The organism is Lipingzhangella halophila (assembly GCF_014203805.1).
Lineage (GTDB): Bacteria > Actinomycetota > Actinomycetes > Streptosporangiales > Streptosporangiaceae > Lipingzhangella > Lipingzhangella halophila.
Window position 1 is genome coordinate 1,789,318 of sequence record NZ_JACHJT010000001.1, and the last position, 14,779, is coordinate 1,804,096.

A 14,779-nucleotide genomic window follows, 5' to 3' on the forward strand; every position below is an offset into this window, starting at 1 on the left:
GTCCCGTGCCGTCTACGCTGATCATTACCAACGACTTCCCGCCCCGCACCGGGGGTATCCAGTCCTTCGTCCACGGGCTGGCGATGCGCCGGCCCGCGGATTCGGTGGTGGTGTACTGCTCTACACCGGGCCCGAAGTGGGGCGACGCCACGGCGTTCGACGTCCGGCAACCGTTCCCGGTCGTTCGGGAATCCACCTCCGTGCTCCTGCCGACACCGGGGGTGCTCCGCAGGGCACAGAACATCGCCAGGCTGGAGGGCTGCGACTCCGTGCTGTTCGGGGCGGCGGCCCCGCTCGGACTGTTCACCCCGGGGCTGCGCCGGGCGGGAGTCGAGCGCGTTGTGGGGCTCACGCACGGACACGAGACCGGCTGGTCGGCGCTGCCGGCCGCGCGGCAGACGCTGCGGCACATCGCCGAGCAGGTCGATGTCCTCACCTACCTGGGGGACTACACCCGGCAGCGGCTGGCACGGGCAATCGGGCCGGCCGCCGCCGCCCGTATGCAACGCCTCGCGCCGGGCGTCGATACGGAGCGGTTCCACCCCGATGCCGGCGGCGCGGAGATCCGTGAGCGCCACGGTCTCGGTGGGCGGCCCGTGGTGGTCTGCGTGTCCCGCCTGGTGCCCCGTAAGGGGCAGGACACCCTCGTGCGGGCGTGGCCGCGGGTGCTCGCCGAGGTTCCCGGCGCGGTGCTGCTCATCGTGGGCGACGGGCCGTACCGGGGGCGGCTGCGGGCCATGGCGGAGCGCCAGGGTGTCGCGGACTCCGTTGTGTTCACCGGGTCAGTGCCCGCTGAGGAGCTGCCCGCCCACTTCGCAGCGGGTGACGTGTTCGCGATGCCGTGCCGCACCCGCAACGGCGGCCTGGACGTGGAAGGACTGGGCATCGTCTACCTGGAGGCGTCGGCCACCGGCCTCCCGGTGGTCGCGGGCGCCTCCGGCGGGGCGCCCGACGCCGTTGCCGACGGGGAGACCGGTCTCGTTGTCGGCGGAGACTGGCCCGGCCCCACGGCGCGCGCCCTGATCCGGCTCCTGGGCGACCCCGTAGCAGCCGCCGAGATGGGCGAGCGCGGCCGCGCCTGGGTGCGCAGTGCGTGGACCTGGGAGGCGGCCTCCCAACGCCTTGAAGGGCTTCTCACGGGCTCGTGAGGTGGTGCCGCCCCCGCCGCGGCGGGCGACGCGCGGGCTCCGGGTGTGTGCGGGCGCGGCAGGCGCTACGGGCGGACGGTCCCACCCGTAGCCGCGCGGGGACGGAGCCCCGACCTAACCGGCGTAGATCTCCTCGATCTCGTTGCTGAACTGCTTGGCCACGACGTGCCGCTTGAGCTTCAGCGACGCCGTCATCTGGCCCTCCTCCTCGGAGAAGTCCGTGGGCAGAATCTTGAACTTGCGCACCGACTCCGCCTTGGATACCGCCTCGTTGGCGTGGTCAATGGCCTTCTGCACCTCGGCGACCAGATCGGGGTCCTCCGACAGGTCAGCGGTGTCGCCGCTCTTGCTGTTCTGCTGCTTCCAGAACTCCAGCGCCTCGGAGTCGATGGTGATGAGAGCGGAGACGAAATTGCGGTTGTCCCCGACCACCATGCACTGGCTGACGAGCGGGTTCGAGCGGATCCGGTCCTCGATCACGGCGGGAGCGACGTTCTTGCCGGCCGCGGTGACGATGATTTCCTTCTTGCGCCCGGTGATGGTCAGATAGCCGTCCTCGTCGAGGGAGCCGAGGTCGCCGGTGCGGTACCAGCCGTCCTCGTCGAAGGCCTCCTCGGTGGCCTTCGGGTTGTTCCAGTAGCCGCGCATGATGTGGTCGCCCTTGCACAGGACCTCGCCATCGTCGGCGATCCGGATGCTGACGCCCGGGAACGGAGCGCCCACGGTGCCGATCTTGTTCAGCTCCGGGCTGTTCGCCGCGGTGGGCGCCGAGGTCTCGGTCAGGCCGTAGCCCTCGATGATGGTCAGCCCGACGCCACGGAAGAAGTGCCCGAGCCGCTCACCGAGTGCGGAGCCGCCCGAGACCGCGTACCGCGCGTGCCCGCCCATGCGGTCCATGAGCTTGCTGTAGACCAGCTTGCCGAACACGGCGTGCTTGAGGCGCAGCGTGACCGGTACGTGCCCGCTGTCGAGGGCGCGGCTGTAGGCGATCGCGGCCTCCACCGCCGCGTGGAAGATCTTGCCTTTGCCTTCCGAGACGGCCTTCTGCTCGGCCTTGTTGTAGACCTTCTCGAACACGCGGGGCACGGCCAGCAGGAAGGTGGGCTTGAACACGCTGAACTGGTCGATGAGCTCGGGGCCGGTCGTGGGGAAGTGCCCCATGACGGTCTGCGACTCGATGCAGCCGACCTGGATGATCCGCGCGAACGAGTGCGCGAGAGGCAGGAACAGGATCGTGGAGCGGTCCGGCTGGCTGAACACGGCCTCCATGGGGCCGTGGTTCACGTTCTTGATGGTGAAGAGGATGTTGCGGTGCGTCAGTTCGCAACCCTTGGGGCGGCCGGTGGTGCCCGAGGTGTAGATGAGCGTGGCCAGTTCGTCGACGTCACCCGCGGTGCGCCGCTCTTCGAGGGTGGAGTCCTCGATCTCGGTCCCCTGCTCGGTGAACTCGTCGAGCGCGCCGCCCTCGATCACCCAGACGTCGCGCAGCTCGGTCAGGGACGACCGCACCGAGCGGACCCGCTCGGCGTGTTCGGCGGTCTCGACGAAGACGGCCTTGCTGCCGGAGTCGCTGAGGATCCACTGGGTCTGGTCCGCGGACGAGGTGTCGTAGATGGGCACCGTTACGCCGCCGACGGACCAGATGGCGTAGTCGATCGTGGTCCACTCGTAGCGGGTCCGCGACATCAGGGCAACCCGGTCGCCGTGCTCGACCCCGGCGGCGATCAGCGCCTTGGCGGTCGCGGCCACGTCGTCGCGGAACTGCTTGCAGGTCACGTCGTGCCACTGGCCGGACTCCTGGCGGCGGAGTGCCACGGCGGTGGGCTCTTCGGTGGCGCGCGCGAAGACGGTGTCCGGCAAACGCGCGTCCTGTGAGATCTCGACCTTTACGGGACGACTGTATTCGCGCACGGCTTACGCTCCTGGACCTTAGGGCTCTAGGGGGACGTGCTTGACCGTAACAAGTCTTGTTACGGATGGGTAGAATCTGTTCTAGCTCGCTACTCGATGGTAATCCGAGCTTGACGAACCAGGGTTCCGACCCGTCGCGGGCGCCGCCGATAGAGACATGTTCCGCTTTTGGTGGTCCCGCGCCGGCCGGTCGCCGCAGTCGTACCCACCGGGGTGGAACTCACGTCGTCCGACAGTACCGTTCCTGACGTGCGCAGTTGACCGGGATCCGGGTGTGGGCGGCGCCTCTGCCAGGCCGGGCGGTCCCATTCACGCCCGGCTGCGGGCCCGCGTGCGGGGCGGTTCGTCCAGGCGAGTGATCTCCCTCTCGCGGAGGTGCGACTCCGGGGGTCTCGGCGGACTCGCGGGCCTGCCGCGGCTTTGCCGCGCCCGGGATCGCCGCTGCCGCGTCGCCGTGGAAGGCCGTGAGCCGGGAAAGGGCGCCCTGCCCCGGCGCGACGCGCTCATAAGCCGAACCGGTCGGTGATCTCCGCGGAATCCTCGGATTAGCCGAGCCGGAACCCGGGATGGGCGGCTAACGTAACGGACAGAAGGACCGGACCCGGACACAGGCTGCCGGAAGAGCCGACGAACAGGGGCAGAAGATCATGGCAGAGCCGAACCGCGATACCTCGGGTTCCCAGGACATCATCGATGACGCCCTGCGGCTGGTCGACGCGTTGCAGCGCAAGCTGATCACCGAGGGCGTGCGCCGCGGCGTGAACAGCGCCACCGCACCCCCTTCCAACAAGGACGACGTGTGGTCGGAGGCCATCAGGCGCGAGCAGCCGCAGCCTGATCCGCCGCCGCTGGATCAGCTCATGGGGGTGGTACGCACCGCGGGGCCCCAGGTGGTCGGTCATCTCGGGCGGGCGGGCGCGACCCTCGCGGGTGCGGTCGGCGAGTCGCTGGGCATCATCGAACGCACCATGCGGGAGAAGGCCGACGAGGCCCGGCGCGCCGGCGAGCCCGGCGAGGAGCCGGAACCCGAGCCGCCCAAGCCCATCTCGCGCGGTGAATGAGGCATCCGGGCGGGTTTCGCTGGTTTAATCAGGATGCTCTCCCGTCGAACAGACCACCATGACGCAGCGCCAGCGCGGCTGCGAGATAACCAGGTGACAAGGAGCCGCCCCATGCGGTTGACCATCGGTGTGGACATCGGAGGTACCAAGATCGCCGCCGGGGTCGTCGACCCCCAGGGGCGGCTGCTGCGGCGGACCACGCACGCCACGCCCGCCGACGACCCGGTAGCCCTCGCGGACGCCGTGGCGCGCACCGTGGACGAACTGGGCTGGGAACGGCCCGACGACGAGGTCGTCGCGATCGGGGTTGGCGTGGCCGGGTTCGTCGACGAGGACCGGTCGACCGTCGTGGTCGCGCCCAACCTCGGGTTGCGCGATGAGCCTCTCAAGGAGCGCGTCCAGCAACGCGTGGACCTACCGGTCGTCATCGAGAACGACGCCAACGCCGCCGCCTGGGCCGAGGCCCGCTTCGGCGCCGGCCGGGGGAGCGACCACGTCGTCTGCGTCACCCTGGGCACCGGGGTCGGTGGCGGCCTCGTTCTGAACGGCGAGGTGTACCGGGGACGGCACGGTGTGGCCTCCGAGGTCGGCCACTACCGCGTCGTTCCCTACGGCCGCCGGTGCGGATGCGGCAACCACGGGTGCTGGGAACAGTACGCGAGCGGGCGCGCGCTGGAGGCCGAGGCGCAGGATCTCGCGAAGGCCAACCCGGCCCGTGCCGAGCGCCTGTTGAAACTGGCCAACAACGACGCGTCGGCCATCGCGGGCCAGGAGGTCACCCAGGCCGCCTTCGAGGGCGACGAGGGCGCACTGGCGTGTTTCCGCGTCGTGGGGGCGTGGGTCGGGGTGGGCCTGGCCGACCTCGCGGCGATCCTCGACCCCGAGTGCTTCGTGATCGGCGGCGGCGTCTCCGACGCCGGGGACGTGCTACTGGAACCGGCGCGCCACGCCTTCCAGCAGAACGTCACCGGCCGCGCCGTACGCCGGATAGCCGAGGTCCGCGTGGCCGAGCTCGGCTCGGAGGCCGGCATCGTCGGAGCGGCCGACCTGTCATGCCGCTAGATCGATGATGTGAGTGCGTGGCGCGGCGCCCAACATCGGCCGATCTTGAGCATTCCGTTCCTTCCTGGCGCTGCGAAGGAACGGAACGCTCAAGATCAGCACAACAGCGGTTCAGGAGTCGGTGCCGCTCCGCGCGCCCTCGGCTTCGGCTTCCTTGCGCGCCCGCCGCTCCTCCTTGCGCTTCTCGCGCTCGGCCCGCCGCTCCTCCTTGCGCTTGGCGCGCTCGGCGCGTTTGCGGTCCTTCTCGCTCGCGTGCTGCTCGCGCCGCTCTTCCTTGGCCGCCGCCTCGATCTCGGTCTTGACCGACTGGGCGTAGCGGTCCACGTACTCCTGCCCGGAGAGCTGCATCAGGGCGTACATGAGCTCGTCGGTTACGGCGCGCAGGACCCGCGGGTCCCGCTCCATCCCGTAGTAGCGGGAGAAGTCCAGCGCCTCGCCGAAGACCACCTTGGGCCGGATGCCCAGCTTCGGGACAGTACGCCCGGGCGGCATGATCTTGTCGGCGTTGATCATCGCCATGGGCACCACCGGAGCCTGCGACTCCAGGATCATCCGCGCCACGCCCGTCTTGCCGCGGTAGAGCCGGCCGTCGGGCGACCGGGTGCCCTCGGGGTAGATGCACACCAGGTTGCCCTGCCGCAGCAGCTTGAGCGCGGTGCGCAGCGCGGCCTCGCTCGCCTTGCCCCCGGAGCGGTCGATCGGAACCGAGCCGACGCCGCTGAAGAAAAGCCGGCTGAGCAGCCCTTTGACCCCCGTGCCGGTGAAGTAGTCGGACTTCGCCAGCGAGATCATCTTCCGCGGCAGCGGGAGGGGGCCGAAGAAGTGGTCGGCGAACGACAGATGGTTGCTGACCATGATGGCCGGCCCCGTGCGGGGCACGTTCTCCACCCCATAGGCGCGAGGTTGCCACAGGACCGCGAGAATCGGCCCAAGGATCGCCTTGACCACCCAGTAGAACACTGAATTTCACCCCCGTACGCGGGGGGAGCGTACGGTCTGCTGCACCACGTTCGCCTTCCCGCTCGCACGATGTTTGCTGCCAATCTTCGCACCGGTTGGAACCGTCAACCAACGCCGGTTTGGGCTACCAGCCAGTAGAAGGGAAGGTTTCCGTTGGACCTGGTGTCCGGAGCGGCCCGCGGGCTCCGTGATTGCGGGTCTTCCGGGGTTCAGGGGTCCAAGGTTAGTTTCCCTACATCCGGTTCCGCATCCGAGAGGCGAGGAGGGGCCATGCCGCTACTGGCGGGAGCCGAACCGTACAGCGGGCGCGGCGACGGCACCGGCGCTCTGCTGTGCCACGGGTTCACCGGCTCCCCGCAGTCGATGCGCCCCTGGGCCGAGCACCTCGCCGCCGCCGGGCTGACCGTGGAGCTACCGCGGCTGCCGGGGCACGGGACCAGGTGGCAGGACATGCGCACGACCACCAGCGACCACTGGTTCGCCGAGGTCGAGAACGCCCTGCTGCGCCTGCACCGCGACTGCGACGAGGTCTTCGTCATGGGGATGTCGCTGGGCGGCTGCCTGGCACTGCGGCTCGCCGCGGCGCACCCCGACAAGGTCGCCGGCGTGGTGCTGGTCAACCCCTCGCTGGTGCTGGAGAACCCGCTGCTGCCGCTCGCCCCGTTACTGAAGTGGATTGTGCCCTCCACAAAGGGTCTGGCCGGCGACATCAGGAAACCCGGCATCGAGGAGGTCGGCTACGACCGGGTGCCCACGGCCGCCGCCGCGACACTCCCGAAGTTGTGGCGAGCCACCCGGCGCGGCATCCCGGCGATTACCGCCCCGATCCTGGCCTACCGCAGCGACGAGGACCATGTGATAGGTCCGCGGAGCCTGCGTATGCTCGGCAGTAAGGCGGTCACCACCCTGACCGTGCACACATTGCGGCACAGTTTCCACGTCGCCACCCTGGACCACGACGCCGCAACCATCTTCGACGGGAGCCTCGCGTTCGTGCGCGAGCACAGCAGAAGCGGGGAAGGAACGAACCGATGACGCAACGCCGTGGCAACGGCCTGCTCGCGGACGCCTATGTTCCGCTTGTCCGGCTCCCGACGTCCCGCGCCGACCTCATGCTGGAGGCGCTGCGGCGGGCGGGGATCGCGGCGTACGCGGCGCCGCTCGAAGGCGACGTCCTCGAACCGGCCGGTCCGGGAACCGACGATCCGGCGACCGACCACCTCTACGTCGACGCCGCGGAGCGGGGGGCCGCCGAGGGGATCCTGCGCACGGAGCTCCCCGACCTCGCTGAGCGGGCGGTCGACGGCGGCGGCTACGAGTCCTCCGAGTACGCGGACCAGGCCGACCCCGCGACCGCCTCCGACACCGGCCCGTTGGAGCGCATGCCCACGCGCGAGCCGACCCCCGAGGACGATGCCTGGGCCGACCTGGTGGCGCGGTTCTACGACAGCGACAGCACCACGGAGGGCACCTCCTGGCCGGACGCCGAGAACCTCAGCGCCGAGGAGCAGCGCGAGCGCGAGGAAGGCGAGCGCGCCGATGAACCCACGGGGCCGGACGTCCTCGACGACTCCGCGGCGTCGCGCGTGGTTCGCCCCGCCCGCTCCGACGACAGCGCGGGCGCCGGCGGCGACAGCGAAGAGCACTACGTCCCACCCGAGCCCCCGCCCTTCCCGCGCGGCGACCTCGTCAGCAAGCTTTCGTGGGGCGGCCTGTTCGGCGGCCCGGTGCTGCTGCTCGGCTCAATGCTGGTCGGCATCACGCTGCCGGGGTGGCTCGCGTTCTGCGCCGTGGCCGGGTTCATCGCGGGATTCGTGGTCCTGGTGGTGCGCATGAGCGACCACCGCCCTCCGGGCGACGGCGGCGCGGTCGTCTAGGTCGGGTGCCGCCGGGGTTCTGGAGGGTCCGGAGGTGGGGCGTCCGCGAGTGGCGGAGCCGTTTGGGCGGCACACCGGAGGTGCCCGAAGGTTCCCGGCTTCGGGGCGCCCGACCCGGGGAGCGGCAGCGAGCCCAAAAGACAGGTCGGGCGCCGCCGGGGTTCTGGAGGGTCCGGAGGTGGGGCGTCCGCGAGTGGCGGAGCCGTTTGGGCGGCACACCGGAGGCGCCCGAAGGTTCCCGGCTTCGAGGCTCCCGACCCGGGGAGCGGCAGCGAGCCCAAAAGACAGGTCGGGCGCCGCCGGGGTTCTGGAGGGCCCGGAGGTGGGGGAGCGAGGAACGAGCGACCACGCCGGAGGGCCAGAGGGTTCCCGGCTTCGGGGCGCCCGACCTGCGGGCGAAGCGAGCCAGGGAACACCGTCTAGCTCGGTTTCCCGGGGTGCCTACAGCGGTGGGCCCTGGCCGGGTTCCTCCTGGTAGGCGTAGCGCTGTTCGCGCCACGGGTCCGCTACGTTGTGGTAGCCCCGCTCTTCCCAGAACCCGCGGCGGTCGGCCGTGAGGTATTCGATGGCGCGCACCCATTTCACGCTTTTCCAGCCGTACAGGTGCGGCGCCACCAGGCGTACCGGGTAGCCGTGCTCGGCGCTGAGCCGCTCGCCCCCGCAGTGCGTCGCCAGCAGCACCTCTTCGGCGAGGAAGTCGGCCATGCGCAGGTTGGCGCTGTAGCCGTACTCGGCCCACACCATCACGTGCGTTGTTTCGGGCGCCGGAGGAGCCAACTCGACCAGGTGCGTTGTGCGGACACCACTCCAGTGGACCTTGGGGATGGTGAACCTCGTCACGCAGTGGAAGTCGGAGACGGAGGCCGTCCGCGGCAACTGGTCGAACTCGGGCCACGACCAGCGGTACTCGCCCAGCGACTCGGTTGCCCCGTAAATCCGCAGGTCCCAGCGTTGTGGACGGAACCGCGGTACCGGGCCGTAGTACACGGCCGACCGCTCGCGCGGCACGTACTGCCCCGGCGGTAGTCGATGCTCCGACAATCCGTCTCCTAACGCTCGCTGACATACTGCCAGGCGCCACGAACCGGTCGGGGCGGGGCCGACCCGTGTTGTGTCTCTGCTGGATGCGTTATAGTCACTCCTGTGCAGCGAAACTTTTGGCGCTTTTATGGCTACCGGCCTGGTGGGACGGTCGCCGTAACAGCGCTGCGCTGACACGGACGACGTCGAAAGAGCCCCGGGCCGGTACGGCCCGGGGCTCTTTTGTGTTTGCCCGCAGGTGGTGCCGCACGGCACGCAAGAGCACGCCCTCGAACCGATGAAGGAACGAACCACATGGTCATCGTGATGGGACCGGACGCTACTCCGGAAGATACTGACAACCTGGTCGAGCTTGCCGCCTCCGTTGGGGGTGAGGCGTACGTGACCAGAGGAGCCGGCCGGACGATCATCGGGCTCGTGGGGGACGTCGAGCGGTTCGCCAACCTCGACCTGCGCGCGCAACCGGGAGTGAGCGACGTTCGGCGGACCTCCGCGCCCTACAGGCTGGTAAGCCAGGAGAACGCCGTGAGCCGTTCGGTGGTGCGGGTCGGGGGTGTGCCCCTCGGTGGCGACACCACGACCGTGATCGCCGGCCCGTGCGCCGTGGAGACGCCGGAGCAGACCCTCGCGGCGGCCCGGATGGCCCAGGAGGCCGGTGCGTCCCTGCTGCGCGGCGGCGCGTACAAGCCGCGCACCTCGCCCTACTCCTTCCAGGGACTGGGCGAGGCGGGCCTGAAGATCCTCTCGGACGTGCGCGACGAGACGGGCCTGCCCATCGTCACCGAGGTCGTCGACGCGGCCGACGTCGAGCTCGTCGCGTCCCACGCCGACATGCTGCAGATCGGCGCCCGGAACATGCAGAACTTCGCTCTGCTGCACGCCGCCGGCGAGGCCGGCCGGCCCGTCCTGCTCAAGCGGGGGATGACCGCCACCATCGAGGAATGGCTGATGGCCGCCGAGCACATCGCGCAGCGCGGCAACCTCGACATCGTCCTCTGCGAGCGCGGGATCCGCACCTTCGAGAACGCCACCCGCAACACGCTGGACATCAGCGCCGTACCGGTCGCGCAGAAACTGTCCCATCTGCCCGTCATCGTGGACCCGTCGCATTCGGGCGGCCAGCGCGACCTCGTGCTGCCGCTCTCGCGCGCCGCGATCGCCGCCGGGGCCGACGGCGTGATCGTCGACGTGCATCCCGCCCCGGAGACCGCATTGTGCGACGGGCCGCAGGCGCTGGTGGACGCCGACCTCGCCGAGTTGGCCAGCGCGGTGCGTGCCCTCTCAGGCCTGCTGGGGCGCCCTCTGGCCGCGGCCCCCGCACCGGAGGCCGCGGTGGTCTGACCCCACTGCGCTTCGCGGAACCAGAGCGGAGTTCAGCGGGCAGCGGTCGCGGGCTGCGCCGGCTCGGTGTCGCCGAGGAAGCTGGGCCGGTGCGCCTGGGCCGTGCTGACGAGGTACTCGGCCAGCTCCTCGGCGTCCAGCCGCTTCTCGATCTGGCGCAGGTCGCCGATCTTGGCCGCGGTCTCCGCCTGGCGCGGCGTGAGCATCGTGCAGCAGTCCTCGTCGGGCAGCTCGGAGATGGACAACGTGCCGATCCTGCGCGCCTGGTCCATGATCTCGGACTTGTCCATGCCGAGCAGCGGGCGCAGGATCGGCAGGTCGACCGAGTCGTCCAGGGCCGTCATGTTGGTCAGCGTCTGGCTGGAGACCTGCCCGAGCGCGTCGCCGGTGATGAGCGCCTCGGCGCGCAGGTTGTCGGCCATCGCCTCGGCGGTCTTGAGCATCAGCCGGCGCTGCGCGACGATCTGCAGCCGCTCCATTCCGGAGGTCCGCAACTGCTGCTGGGCCTTACCGAAGGGGACGACGAACAGCCGCGACCCCACCTGGAACCGGTCGAGCTGGCGCACCAGGCTGTACGCCTTGTAGATGGACTCCGGCCCGGTGAACGGCATGCCGGAGAAGTGCAGGAAGTCGACCTTGAGACCGCGGCGCATCATCCGGTGTGCCGCGACAGGCGAGTCGATCCCGCCCGACATCAGGACCAGCGCGCGGCCGCTCATGCCGGCGGGCAGGCCGCCCTGTCCGGGGATGCCGTCGGTGAACACGAAGGCCTCGTCCTTGTCGACCTCGATGAACACTCTGTTGTCCGGGGCGGAGAGGTTGACCGGGAGCCCGTGCTGCTCCTTGATCCTGGCACCCACGTGGCCGGCCAGCTCGGAGGAGGTCATCGGGAAGCGCTTATCGCGGCGTCGGGCGCGCACCGCGAAGCTGCCGGAGCGTCCCTCCATGGAGCGCAGGGCGACGTCGGTGACCGTGTCGACGTCCTTGGCGACCCGGCGGACCAGGTGCACCCAGACGATCCCCATGACGTTGCGCAGGCGCTCACTGAGCTCGGTGACCTGATCGTCGGACGCGCCGGGCATCCGCACGACGATGACGCCCGCTCCCCGCTGGGAGAGCCTGATGTCGGGAAGGTCACGTGCGGCCGAGCGGATGTTGTTGTGCAGCCGGCGTTCGAAGAGCTTGCGGTTGCTGCCCTTCAGGACGATCTCGCCGAGCTTCAGCAGGACGCAGAGCTCGTCGGGGCCGGAGGCGGCGCGGGTCTCCCGAGTGCTCTCGGGCTCCGGCGCCGTGGCCGGCGCCGCCGGGCCTGCGCTATCCCCTCGCGCTGTGCTGGCCGCGGTGTCGAGCGACGCGGACATGAGGGGCACCTCCCTGGTGGTTCGTGGTCTGCGGTGGGACGGGTCGCTAAGGTGAGCGCCCCACACCAGTATCGAACACCCGGATCACCGTTCGCGCCACAGTGCCCGCGCGGGCGCGCACCCGGGCCCTGTCCAAGCCCTTGGTGCGCGCCCGCGGCCCCGCGGGCCGCCGTCAGCCGAAGAAGACCTCGGCCTCGGCGTAGCGCTCGTCGGGCACCGTCTTGAGCTTGTCGGTGGCTGCGGAAAGGTCGACCCGGACGATCTCGGTTCCCTGGAGGGCGACCATCTTGCCGAACTCCAGCTCGTGAACGGCCTCGATCGCGTTCACGCCAAGGCGGGTGGCCAGCACCCGGTCGAAGGCCGAGGGTGTGCCGCCCCGCTGCACGTGCCCCAGGACGACCGACCGCGACTCCTTGCCGGTGCGGCTCTCGATCTCCTCGGCCAGGCGCTGCCCGATGCCGCCGAGCCGCACGTGCCCGAAGGCGTCCTTGTCGCCCGCGCTGAGCTCCATCTGCCCCTCCTTGGGGTGCGCTCCTTCGGCGACGACGATGATCGGGGCGTAATTCGTCTTGAAACGGCTCTCGACGTGCGCGATGACATTGTCGATGTCGAAGGGGTGCTCGGGGATCAGGATGACGTTGGCGCCCGCGGCCATCCCGGAGTGCAGCGCGATCCAGCCCGCGTGCCGTCCCATGACCTCGACGATCAGCGCGCGGTGGTGGGACTCGGCGGTGGTGTGCAGCCGGTCGATCGCCTCGGTGGCGATGTTCACCGCAGTGTCGAAGCCGAACGTGTAGTCGGTCGCGTTCAGGTCGTTGTCGATGGTCTTCGGGACCCCGACGACCTTGACGTCGCGGTCGTGCAGCTGGCGCGCGACGCCGAGCGTGTCCTCGCCGCCAATGGCGACCAGCGCGTCGACACCGAGACCCGCCATGTTGTCCTTGACGCGCTCCACGCCGCCCTCGATCTTCATCAGGTTGGTCCGCGAGGACCCGAGGATCGTGCCGCCGCGCGGCAGGATCCCGCTAACGGCGGCCCGGTCCAGCGGCATGGTGTCGCCTTCGAGCGGGCCGCGCCAGCCGTCGCGGAAACCGACGAACTCGTACCCGTAGTCCTTGATGCCCTTGCGGACGGTCGCGCGGATGACCGCGTTCAGACCCGGGCAGTCACCGCCACCGGTCAGCACCCCGACTCGCATGTGTACTCCTCGAACTATGACTCGATTGCCATGGCCCAGCGCGTGTGCCGCGCTGCCGCATGACTCTGGACCTCGTTGAATGCGCCGCCGGAGACGGCCGCGTGAACGGTGTACGGAAAGGCCGCGCGGCGTTGGAAGCCGGCTACCTCGGGGTAAGTCCCACGGATGACGACCCGGGGGCGGGGTAGCGCGCTCCGTCCAACCGTCCACGTGGTCTAGACCATAGTCGCCCAAGCTGCTGGAGGCCAACCCGATGTCCGTGCTCACGATCGATGCCGGTACAACGGGCGTTACCGCGCTCGTCGTCGGCGAGGATGGGCGTATCCTCGCCCGTGGTTACCAGGAGTTTCCTCAGCATTACCCGGATTCCGGGTGGGTGGAGCACGTGCCTGAGGAGATCTGGCAGGCGACGCTGGCGTCGTGCCAGGCGGCGCTGGACCGCACGGACCAGACCCCGAGCTGCGTCGGCATCACCAACCAGCGCGAGACCGCCGTTCTGTGGAACCGCAAGCGCGGCAACTCACCGCGCAGGGCGATCGTCTGGCAGGACCGCCGTACCGCGGGAATCTGCCAGGAGTTGCGCGACCTGGGCATCGAGAGCCGGGTGACCAGGATCACCGGGCTGCGCCTGGATCCCTACTTCACCGCCACCAAACTCACCTGGATCAGCCGGCACGACAAGCGGTCCTGGAGCGGCGTGGAATCGGGCGACACCGTGGTGGGAACGGTGGACTCCTATATCATCTCCCGGCTGACCGGCGGGGCCGTGCACGCGACCGACGCCAGCAACGCCTCGCGCACGCTGCTGTACGACATCCGGGCCGGGAGCTGGTCCGAGGAGATGTGCGAGTTGTTCGGCGTCCCGATGGAGGCGCTTCCGGAGGTCGTGGGCTCCTACGGAAGCATCGGCGAGACCGATCCCGAGGAGTTCCTGGGAGTGCGGTTGCCGGTGGCGGGAATCGCCGGCGACCAGCAGGCGGCCATGTTCGGGCAGAACTGCTACGAGCCCGGGTCGTCCAAGTGCACCTACGGCACCGGTTCCTTCGTACTGGTCAACACCGGACATGAGGCGGTCGATCCGGAGCACGGGCTGCTCAGCACGGTCCTGTGGCAGCATCCCGACGGAACGCGGGACTACGCGCTGGAGGGCGCGATCTTTGTCACCGGCGCCGCCGTGCAGTGGCTGCGCGACGGTCTGGGCCTGCTCGACAGCGCCCCGCAGTCCGAGGCGATGGCCCGCGCGGTCGAGGACTCCGGCGGTGTTGTGTTCGTTCCCGCGCTTACCGGTCTCGGCGCTCCGGACTGGGACCCCCATGCCCGCGGTGCGGTGTTCGGCATCACGCGCGGAACCACCCGTTCCCACCTGGCGCGTGCCACGCTGGACGCGATCGCCTTCGAGGTGCGCGATGTCGCCGAGGCGATGGAGCGAGCTTCCGGGACCAGCCTCCCCGAGCTGCGCGTCGATGGCGGGGCGTCGGCGAACAACCTGCTCTGCCAGATCCAGGCCGACCAGCTCGCGGTGAGCGTGGCCCGGCCCGTAGTCCAGGAGACCACCGCCCTGGGGGCGGCCTTCCTCGCCGGTCTCGGGACCGGGGTGTGGAGCTCGACCGAGGAGCTGAAGCGGACCTGGCGGCTTGACCATCGTTTCGAGCCGGGCCCCCGTAAGGAGACCGACTACCAGCGCTGGCGGGCCGCGGTCGAACGTGCCAAGGGCTGGGCCGAGCTGGGCTGATCCGGATCCGGCGGCTGGGTGCCGATCTTGAGGATTCCGTGCCTTCCAAGCGCGACAAAGGAACGAAATGCTCAAGATCGCCGATTC

Annotated in this window: 12 protein-coding genes; 7 read left to right on the plus strand and 5 right to left on the minus strand. The window is 70.0% G+C overall.

Annotation, left to right across the window (positions count from 1 at the left end; all coding sequences use genetic code 11):
* Positions 1-5 precede the first annotated feature (5 nt).
* Positions 6-1,148, plus strand: coding sequence for a glycosyltransferase family 4 protein (locus F4561_RS08090; protein ID WP_184576275.1), 1,143 nt, complete (start codon positions 6-8; stop codon positions 1,146-1,148).
* A 114-nt stretch (positions 1,149-1,262) separates the two neighbouring features.
* Here the strand turns inward: F4561_RS08090 and F4561_RS08095 are convergent, their stop codons facing one another.
* Positions 1,263-3,059, minus strand: coding sequence for an AMP-dependent synthetase/ligase (locus F4561_RS08095; RefSeq protein ID WP_184576277.1), 1,797 nt, complete (start codon positions 3,057-3,059; stop codon positions 1,263-1,265).
* A gap of 647 nt (positions 3,060-3,706) precedes the next feature.
* Here F4561_RS08095 and F4561_RS08100 point away from each other — a divergent pair.
* Together F4561_RS08100 and F4561_RS08105 are read left to right on the plus strand one after the other, a co-directional pair.
* Positions 3,707-4,120 (plus strand): hypothetical protein, encoded by a 414-nt coding sequence (locus tag F4561_RS08100; RefSeq protein WP_184576279.1) that lies wholly within the window; start codon positions 3,707-3,709, stop codon positions 4,118-4,120.
* A gap of 111 nt (positions 4,121-4,231) precedes the next feature.
* On the plus strand, positions 4,232-5,182 hold the full coding sequence (locus F4561_RS08105) for an ROK family glucokinase (protein ID WP_184576281.1): 951 nt from the start codon (positions 4,232-4,234) through the stop codon (positions 5,180-5,182).
* A gap of 111 nt (positions 5,183-5,293) precedes the next feature.
* Here the strand turns inward: F4561_RS08105 and F4561_RS08110 are convergent, their stop codons facing one another.
* A complete protein-coding gene (locus F4561_RS08110; RefSeq protein WP_184576283.1) occupies positions 5,294-6,142 on the minus strand; it encodes a lysophospholipid acyltransferase family protein in 849 nt (282 codons plus the stop codon).
* 270 nt (positions 6,143-6,412) lie between these two features.
* On the opposite strand from F4561_RS08110, the gene F4561_RS08115 reads away from it, so the two are divergent.
* Positions 6,413-7,177 (plus strand): alpha/beta hydrolase, encoded by a 765-nt coding sequence (locus F4561_RS08115; protein ID WP_184576285.1) that lies wholly within the window; start codon positions 6,413-6,415, stop codon positions 7,175-7,177.
* Positions 7,174-8,019: a hypothetical protein gene (locus tag F4561_RS08120; protein ID WP_184576287.1), complete on the plus strand. Its 846-nt coding sequence runs from the start codon at positions 7,174-7,176 to the stop codon at positions 8,017-8,019. The genes F4561_RS08115 and F4561_RS08120 overlap by 4 nt, the downstream gene beginning before the upstream one ends.
* Positions 8,020-8,460: 441 nt before the next feature.
* On the opposite strand, the gene F4561_RS08125 is transcribed toward F4561_RS08120, so the two are convergent.
* Positions 8,461-9,060: a molybdopterin-dependent oxidoreductase gene (locus F4561_RS08125; RefSeq protein ID WP_184576289.1), complete on the minus strand. Its 600-nt coding sequence runs from the start codon at positions 9,058-9,060 to the stop codon at positions 8,461-8,463.
* A gap of 294 nt (positions 9,061-9,354) precedes the next feature.
* On the opposite strand from F4561_RS08125, the gene aroF reads away from it, so the two are divergent.
* Positions 9,355-10,401: a 3-deoxy-7-phosphoheptulonate synthase gene (gene aroF, locus F4561_RS08130; RefSeq protein ID WP_184576291.1), complete on the plus strand. Its 1,047-nt coding sequence runs from the start codon at positions 9,355-9,357 to the stop codon at positions 10,399-10,401.
* A gap of 32 nt (positions 10,402-10,433) precedes the next feature.
* On the opposite strand, the gene thiI is transcribed toward aroF, so the two are convergent.
* Together thiI and F4561_RS08140 are read right to left on the minus strand one after the other, a co-directional pair.
* Entirely contained in the window at positions 10,434-11,762 is a 1,329-nt protein-coding gene (thiI, locus tag F4561_RS08135; protein WP_184576293.1) for a tRNA uracil 4-sulfurtransferase ThiI, read from the minus strand.
* 172 nt (positions 11,763-11,934) lie between these two features.
* Positions 11,935-12,960, minus strand: a complete 1,026-nt coding sequence (locus tag F4561_RS08140) for a 6-phosphofructokinase (protein WP_184576295.1) — start codon at positions 12,958-12,960, stop codon at positions 11,935-11,937.
* A gap of 253 nt (positions 12,961-13,213) precedes the next feature.
* Between F4561_RS08140 and glpK the strand changes: the two genes are divergently transcribed.
* Positions 13,214-14,692, plus strand: a complete 1,479-nt coding sequence (glpK, locus tag F4561_RS08145) for a glycerol kinase GlpK (protein WP_184576297.1) — start codon at positions 13,214-13,216, stop codon at positions 14,690-14,692.
* Positions 14,693-14,779: the final 87 nt, after the last annotated feature.

Excerpts from the sequence above, each read along its gene's own strand:
- glpK (WP_184576297.1), top strand. The coding sequence starts at position 13,214 with ATGTCCGTGCTCACGATCGATGCCGGTACAACGGGCGTTACCGCGCTC.
- F4561_RS08120 (WP_184576287.1), top strand. The coding sequence starts at position 7,174 with ATGACGCAACGCCGTGGCAACGGCCTGCTCGCGGACGCCTATGTTCCG.
- F4561_RS08115 (WP_184576285.1), top strand. The coding sequence starts at position 6,413 with ATGCCGCTACTGGCGGGAGCCGAACCGTACAGCGGGCGCGGCGACGGC.
- F4561_RS08100 (WP_184576279.1), top strand. The coding sequence starts at position 3,707 with ATGGCAGAGCCGAACCGCGATACCTCGGGTTCCCAGGACATCATCGAT.
- thiI (WP_184576293.1), bottom strand. The coding sequence starts at position 11,762 with ATGTCCGCGTCGCTCGACACCGCGGCCAGCACAGCGCGAGGGGATAGC.
- F4561_RS08140 (WP_184576295.1), bottom strand. The coding sequence starts at position 12,960 with ATGCGAGTCGGGGTGCTGACCGGTGGCGGTGACTGCCCGGGTCTGAAC.
- F4561_RS08105 (WP_184576281.1), top strand. The coding sequence starts at position 4,232 with ATGCGGTTGACCATCGGTGTGGACATCGGAGGTACCAAGATCGCCGCC.
- aroF (WP_184576291.1), top strand. The coding sequence starts at position 9,355 with ATGGTCATCGTGATGGGACCGGACGCTACTCCGGAAGATACTGACAAC.